At 64.1% G+C, this 5,287-nt stretch carries 11 protein-coding genes; 1 reads left to right on the forward strand and 10 read right to left on the reverse strand.

Translation table 11 applies throughout. From position 1 onward, the window contains the following. Positions 1-222 precede the first annotated feature (222 nt). Positions 223-879 carry a LuxR C-terminal-related transcriptional regulator gene (locus tag ACWGIG_RS36535; protein ID WP_453326026.1) on the forward strand — a complete coding sequence of 219 codons (657 nt, stop codon included), beginning with the start codon at positions 223-225 and terminating at the stop codon, positions 877-879. A gap of 94 nt (positions 880-973) precedes the next feature. On the opposite strand, the gene rplO is transcribed toward ACWGIG_RS36535, so the two are convergent. From rplO to rplN, 10 genes are all read right to left on the reverse strand, one after another. Next, the gene (rplO, locus tag ACWGIG_RS36540; protein WP_453326027.1) at positions 974-1,429 is read right to left on the reverse strand and encodes a 50S ribosomal protein L15; all 456 of its coding nucleotides are present in this window, start codon (positions 1,427-1,429) and stop codon (positions 974-976) included. Between the two features lies 1 nt (position 1,430). Beyond that, positions 1,431-1,613, reverse strand: a complete 183-nt coding sequence (rpmD, locus tag ACWGIG_RS36545) for a 50S ribosomal protein L30 (RefSeq protein WP_266659719.1) — start codon at positions 1,611-1,613, stop codon at positions 1,431-1,433. After that, positions 1,613-2,215 carry a 30S ribosomal protein S5 gene (gene rpsE, locus ACWGIG_RS36550; RefSeq protein WP_453326028.1) on the reverse strand — a complete coding sequence of 201 codons (603 nt, stop codon included), beginning with the start codon at positions 2,213-2,215 and terminating at the stop codon, positions 1,613-1,615. Before rpsE ends, rpmD begins: the two co-directional genes overlap by 1 nt. A 46-nt stretch (positions 2,216-2,261) precedes the next feature. Continuing rightward, positions 2,262-2,645, reverse strand: coding sequence for a 50S ribosomal protein L18 (rplR, locus tag ACWGIG_RS36555; protein WP_362417319.1), 384 nt, complete (start codon positions 2,643-2,645; stop codon positions 2,262-2,264). A 3-nt stretch (positions 2,646-2,648) separates the two neighbouring features. Continuing rightward, positions 2,649-3,188, reverse strand: coding sequence for a 50S ribosomal protein L6 (gene rplF, locus ACWGIG_RS36560; protein WP_362417316.1), 540 nt, complete (start codon positions 3,186-3,188; stop codon positions 2,649-2,651). Positions 3,189-3,209: 21 nt separating this feature from the next. Further along, on the reverse strand, positions 3,210-3,608 hold the full coding sequence (gene rpsH, locus ACWGIG_RS36565) for a 30S ribosomal protein S8 (RefSeq protein ID WP_362417313.1): 399 nt from the start codon (positions 3,606-3,608) through the stop codon (positions 3,210-3,212). 221 nt (positions 3,609-3,829) lie between these two features. Continuing rightward, the gene (locus ACWGIG_RS36570) at positions 3,830-4,015 is read right to left on the reverse strand and encodes a type Z 30S ribosomal protein S14 (protein ID WP_003956452.1); all 186 of its coding nucleotides are present in this window, start codon (positions 4,013-4,015) and stop codon (positions 3,830-3,832) included. A gap of 5 nt (positions 4,016-4,020) precedes the next feature. Continuing rightward, the gene (rplE, locus tag ACWGIG_RS36575; protein WP_453326029.1) at positions 4,021-4,578 is read right to left on the reverse strand and encodes a 50S ribosomal protein L5; all 558 of its coding nucleotides are present in this window, start codon (positions 4,576-4,578) and stop codon (positions 4,021-4,023) included. Further along, positions 4,578-4,889 (reverse strand): 50S ribosomal protein L24, encoded by a 312-nt coding sequence (rplX, locus tag ACWGIG_RS36580; RefSeq protein WP_453326030.1) that lies wholly within the window; start codon positions 4,887-4,889, stop codon positions 4,578-4,580. Before rplX ends, rplE begins: the two co-directional genes overlap by 1 nt. A 2-nt stretch (positions 4,890-4,891) precedes the next feature. After that, complete coding sequence (rplN, locus tag ACWGIG_RS36585) at positions 4,892-5,260, reverse strand: 50S ribosomal protein L14 (protein WP_003966950.1); 369 nt, start codon at positions 5,258-5,260, stop codon at positions 4,892-4,894. Positions 5,261-5,287 lie beyond the last annotated feature (27 nt).

Here is a 5,287-nt window from a genome sequence, read left to right on the forward strand (position 1 = left end):
GCGCGGGGCCGACGTTTCGCTGTTTCCTGAGCCCTCGGGCCGACCTTGTTCCGCACTCGTGACCCGCAGCAGCCGCCCGGCAATTCGTGGATGCCCCTGCCGCCCCCCACCGCAACGGCATGCGCAGATATACGCTGATCACTCGGAGACACCGCGCGGTGACAATGACCGGTCGCAAGCGCTGTGTCGACCCAGTGCGCGAACGTTCAGTCCGGGGGGACAATGAATCTGACGGCATCCGAGCAGACGACGATTCTCATCGTGGACGACGACCCTGTGACGCGCATGGGCGTCCAGCACATAGTCGAGGCCTTGGCGGACGTGCAGGTAGTCGCCGCAATCCCCTGCGGCAGCCCACTGGCCGCCCTTGATGAGCATGAACCTGACATCGTCCTGGTGAGCGCGGCCACCGCGTCACCCGACGGCACTTCTTCCGCTTTCATTGAAATGCTCAACTACGCGGGGCGTCATCTCGTCGTCAGCTTCGGCCTCGGACCCGACTCCTGCATCAGCCCCGAATTGATTTCCGCCGGCCTTTCCGGTGTGCTGCCGCAAAAGGCCTCACCAGAAGATTTCGGAAGAGCGATTCAGGCCGTCAAAGCTGGATACGTCTACTACCCACGCAAGGCAACCGAAGAGCTTCTGCACCACAGAGCGCCGTTCCCCTTTTTGTCACCACGAGAACGCGAAGTGCTGGATCTGGTCGCCGACGGACTGAGCAATCAGCGTATTGCCAGATCGCTGGGGATAAAGGAATCGACAGTCAAGATGTACGTCACGCGCCTTCTCGACAAGTTGCAGGTGGAGAGCCGTCTGCAGGCCTGCCTCAAGGCACGCGGGCTGACCAACCGGTGGCCATTGGCTGCTCAGCAGGTCTGACGGACGGCGCCCGGAACGCAGAAAATCCTGATGGGCTGCCCGCTCGCCAAAGCGAGGGGACAGCCCATCAGGTTCTACAGCTTGTCAGCCGGGCTCAGACGAGCTCGGTGACGGTGCCGCCAGCGGCACCGATCTTCTCCTTGGCGGAGGCGGAAACGGCGTCAACCGAAACCGTCAGTGCCACGGAGATCTCGCCCTGGCCCAGGACCTTGACGAGGCAGTTGTCACGCACAGCGCCCTTGGCGACCAGGTCGGCCACCGTGACCTCTCCACCCTCGGGGTAGAGAACGCCGAGCTTGTCCAGGTTCACGACCTGGAACTCGGTGCGGAACGGGTTCTTGAAGCCCTTGAGCTTCGGGAGACGCATGTGGAGGGGCATCTGCCCGCCCTCGAAGCGCTCCGGAACCTGGTAACGGGCCTTCTGGCCCTTGGTGCCACGGCCTGCGGTCTTACCCTTCGACGCCTCACCACGGCCCACACGGGTCTTCGCGGTCTTGGCACCGGGGGCGGGCCGGAGGTTGTGGACCTTCAGCGGGTTGTTCTCCGCCATGTCAGTCGACCTCCTTCACCGACACGAGGTGACGGACGGTGTGCACCATTCCGCGGAACTCGGGGCGGTCCTCCTTGACAACCGTGTCGTTCAGCCGCTTGAGGCCGAGCGAACGCAGGGTGTCGCGGTGGTTCTGCTTGCTGCCGATGTACGACTTCGTCTGCGTGATCTCGAGACGGGCCATTACGCACCCGCTCCCGCACGAGCACGGAGCAGGGCCGCCGGGGCGACGTCCTCAAGGGGCAGACCACGGCGAGCCGCGATCTCCTCGGGACGCTGCAGACCCTGAAGGGCAGCCACGGTCGCGTGCACGATGTTGATCGCGTTCGACGAACCGAGCGACTTCGACAGGATGTCGTGCACGCCGGCGCACTCAAGCACGGCTCGCACCGGACCACCGGCGATAACGCCGGTACCGGGGGAAGCAGGCTTGAGCAGGACGACGCCCGCAGCCTTCTCGCCCGTGATCGGGTGAGGGATCGTGCCCTGGATACGCGGAACCTTGAAGAAGCTCTTCTTGGCCTCTTCAACGCCCTTGGCGATGGCCGCGGGAACTTCCTTGGCCTTGCCGTAACCGACACCTACGGTGCCGTCACCGTCTCCGACCACGACGAGCGCGGTGAAGCTGAAGCGACGACCACCCTTGACAACCTTGGCAACGCGGTTGATCGCGACGACGCGCTCAACGTAAGCGGTCTTCTCGGCGGCAGGGCCACCGTCGCGACCCTTCCGGTCCCGCCGCTCGCCGCCACCGGCACCGCTTCCGCGGCGCTGGGGTCCAGCCATTGGATTTACCTCTCTCTGTTACGTCCGTTAGTCCCGGGAACGGGGCTTAGAACTTCAGCCCGGCTTCGCGGGCGGCGTCAGCCAGAGCGGCAATGCGCCCGGCGTACCTGTTGCCACCACGGTCGAACACGACGGTCTCTACGCCGGCAGCCTTCGCACGCTCGGCGACGAGTGCGCCAACCTGCTGGGCCTGGGCGCTCTTGTCGCCCTCGCCGCCGCGGATCGAGGTGTCGAGGGTCGACGCCGACGCGAGCGTGTGGCCCGCGATGTCGTCGATGACCTGCGCCACGATGTTGCGGTTGGAGCGGGTCACGACCAGGCGAGGACGCTCCGGCGTACCGGAGACGTGCTTGCGGATGCGGACGTGACGACGCTTGATGGCAGCGCGCTTGTACGCGTCACCCTTGGCGATCTTTACACCGTATGCCATGGCTTACTTACCCGCCTTTCCGACCTTGCGGCGGATGACCTCGCCGGCGTACTTGACGCCCTTGGCCTTGTACGGGTCGGGCTTCCGCAGCTTGCGGATGTTAGCGGCGACCTCGCCGACCTTCTGCTTGTCGATGCCCTCGACGCTGAGCTTCGTGGGCGACTCGACCTTGAAGGTGATGCCTTCAGGCGCTTCGATCACGATGGGGTGGCTGTAGCCCAGCGCGAACTCCAGGTTGGAGCCCTTCGCCTGGACGCGGTAACCCACACCGCTGATCTCGAGCGCCTTGCTGTATCCCTGGGTCACGCCGGTGATCATGTTCGCCACCAGCGTGCGGGACAGGCCGTGGAGGGCCTTGTTCTGACGCTCGTCATTGGGGCGGTTGACGTTGAGAACGCCGTCCTCGCCCTTAACAATTTCGATCGGCGCGGCAACAGTGTGCGTGAGGGAGCCCTTGGGACCCTTCACGGCAACCGTGCGGCCGTCGATGGTGACGTCCACACCAGCGGGAACCTGGATGGGGAGCTTGCCGATTCGCGACATTAGCTTTCCTTCCTTTCCCGACTACCAGACGTAGGCGAGGACTTCCCCACCTACGCCCTTCTTGCCTGCCTGCTGGCCGGTCAGAAGACCGTGGGACGTGGAGATGATCGCCACGCCCAGGCCGCCAAGGACCTTCGGCAGGTTGGTGGACTTCGCGTACACGCGCAGACCCGGCTTCGAAATACGCTTGATGCCGGCGATCGAACGCTCGCGGTTCGGACCGAACTTCAGGTCGAGAACGAGGTTCTTGCCGACCTCGGCGTCCTCGACCTTCCAGCCGGTGATGAAGCCCTCCTGCTGGAGGATCTCCGCGATGTGCGACTTGATCTTGCTGTGCGGCATCACGACGGAGTCGTGGTACGCCGAGTTTGCGTTACGCAGACGCGTGAGCATGTCTGCGATGGGATCAGTCATGGTCATGAATTGGCCTTCGGCCTCTCTCGCCGGGGTTTCCTGTATGCGCCATCCCTCTCCCCACTCAGAGGCGGGACGGGTGCGGTGCGGGGACCTACGGCGTAGTAAGTCGTTATGGGCGGCGGGCGCCCAACCCTTCTAGCCTACGGCATTCGGGGTGGGGCTCCCGCCGACCAGATACTTACCGAGAGCCCTGGAAAATCCGTACGCCCAAAGGGCAGTACTGACTACCAGGAGCTCTTGGTCACGCCCGGCAGCTCGCCACGGTGAGCCATCTCACGAAGGCACACGCGGCACAGGCCGAACTTGCGGTACACGGAGTGGGGCCGGCCACAGCGCTGGCAGCGCGTGTAGGCACGCACGCCGAACTTCGGCTTGCGAGCGGCCTTAGCAATCAGAGCCTTCTTCGCCATCTCGGTTACGCCTCCTTGAAGGGGAAGCCGAGGTGACGAAGGAGGGCGCGGCCCTCATCGTCGTTCGTCGCCGTGGTGACCACGGTGATGTCCATTCCCCGGACTCGGTCGATCTTGTCCTGGTCGATCTCGTGGAACATGACCTGCTCGGTGAGACCGAAGGTGTAGTTGCCACGGCCGTCGAACTGCTTCGGCGACAGACCACGGAAGTCACGGATACGCGGCAGCGCGAGCGACAGCGTACGGTCCAGGAACTCCCACATGCGGTCACCACGGAGGGTGACGTGGCAGCCGATCGGCTGACCCTCGCGCAGCTTGAACTGCGCGATGGACTTCCGGGCCTTGGTGACGGCCGGCTTCTGACCCGTGATGGTCGTCAGGTCCTTGATGGCCCCGTCGATCAGCTTCGAGTCACGGGCGGCGTCGCCGACACCCATGTTGACCACGATCTTGGTGAGACCGGGGATCTGCATGACGTTCTCGTACGAGAACTCTTCGCGCAGCTTGCCCGCGATCTCCTCGCGGTAGCGCAGCTTGAGGCGCGGTGCGGTGGTGGCAGTCATCAGATGTCCTCACCAGTCCGCTTGGCAACGCGGATCTTGTTGCCCTCGTCGTCAAAGCGGTAGCCGACGCGGGTAACGACCTTGTTGCCGTCCTTCTCCACAACCAGCTGAACGTTGCTGACGTGGACCGGAGCCTCGGTCGTCACGATACCGCCGGCCTGGTTCTGGCCGGCCTTCGTGTGCTTCTTGACCCGGTTGACACCCTCGACCAGGACGCGGTCCTCGCGGGGGAAGGCCTGAACGACCTTGCCCTGCTTGCCACGGTCCTTACCGGTGATGACCTGAACCAGGTCGCCCTTCTTGATCTTCATGCTTACAGCACCTCCGGCGCGAGCGAGATGATCTTCATGAACTTCTTCTCGCGCAGCTCACGGCCCACCGGGCCGAAGATACGGGTGCCGCGGGGGTCGCCGTCGTTCTTGAGAATGACAGCGGCGTTCTCGTCGAAGCGGATGTACGAGCCATCCTGGCGACGACGCTCCTTGACGGTGCGAACGATGACCGCCTTGACGACGTCACCCTTCTTCACGTTGCCACCGGGGATTGCATCCTTGACGGTGGCGACAATGACGTCACCGATGCCCGCGTAGCGGCGACCCGAGCCACCGAGAACACGGATGGTGAGAATTTCCTTCGCACCCGTGTTGTCGGCGACGCGAAGTCGCGACTCCTGCTGGATCACGTCTATCTCCTGATCGTCTGCCGGTTC

The organism is Streptomyces sp. NPDC054863 (assembly GCF_053610825.1).

Coding starts and splice junctions, on each gene's coding strand:
- rplR (WP_362417319.1), bottom strand. CDS start 2,645: ATGGCATACGGTGTAAAGATCGCCAAGGGTGACGCGTACAAGCGCGCT.
- rpsE (WP_453326028.1), bottom strand. CDS start 2,215: ATGGCTGGACCCCAGCGCCGCGGAAGCGGTGCCGGTGGCGGCGAGCGG.
- ACWGIG_RS36535 (WP_453326026.1), top strand. CDS start 223: ATGAATCTGACGGCATCCGAGCAGACGACGATTCTCATCGTGGACGAC.
- rpsH (WP_362417313.1), bottom strand. CDS start 3,608: ATGACCATGACTGATCCCATCGCAGACATGCTCACGCGTCTGCGTAAC.
- rplO (WP_453326027.1), bottom strand. CDS start 1,429: ATGGCGGAGAACAACCCGCTGAAGGTCCACAACCTCCGGCCCGCCCCC.
- rplX (WP_453326030.1), bottom strand. CDS start 4,889: ATGAAGATCAAGAAGGGCGACCTGGTTCAGGTCATCACCGGTAAGGAC.
- ACWGIG_RS36570 (WP_003956452.1), bottom strand. CDS start 4,015: ATGGCGAAGAAGGCTCTGATTGCTAAGGCCGCTCGCAAGCCGAAGTTC.
- rplE (WP_453326029.1), bottom strand. CDS start 4,578: ATGACTGCCACCACCGCACCGCGCCTCAAGCTGCGCTACCGCGAGGAG.
- rplF (WP_362417316.1), bottom strand. CDS start 3,188: ATGTCGCGAATCGGCAAGCTCCCCATCCAGGTTCCCGCTGGTGTGGAC.
- rpmD (WP_266659719.1), bottom strand. CDS start 1,613: ATGGCCCGTCTCGAGATCACGCAGACGAAGTCGTACATCGGCAGCAAG.